Origin of the sequence: Bacteroides sp. OF03-11BH, assembly GCF_003604005.1 — a bacterium.
Lineage (GTDB): Bacteria > Bacteroidota > Bacteroidia > Bacteroidales > Bacteroidaceae > Bacteroides > Bacteroides ovatus.
On sequence record NZ_QTMW01000127.1, the window covers coordinates 1 to 352 of the forward strand.

The 352-nt window shown below is 42.9% G+C and carries 1 pseudogene; it reads left to right on the forward strand.

Going from position 1 to position 352, the window contains the following annotated elements:
- Positions 1-352 (forward strand): annotated as a pseudogene (locus DXA54_RS28700) (group II intron reverse transcriptase/maturase); the annotation flags it as partial.

The window sequence follows — 352 nt, forward strand, 5'->3', positions numbered from 1 at the left end:
TGCAGATGATTTTCTTGTGGGAATTATCGGAAGCAAGCAGGATGCGCAACAGATAAAAGAAGATATTAAAAACTTCCTTGCTGACAGACTGGCATTGGAGCTGTCCGATGAAAAGACACTTGTCACTCACACGGAAAGACCGGCCAAGTTTCTCGGATATGAAATCACTGTAAGAAAGTCCAATGACCAAAGACGGGATAAACGGGGTAGATTGAGAAGAACCTATGGTAAAAGGGTCTGCTTGAATGTCAGTACGGAAACAGTCCGTAAAAAACTTTTCGATTGGGGAGTCTTGGAACTGACAAACCGTAACGGAAAGGAAATATGGAAACCGAAATGTAAATCGGGACTG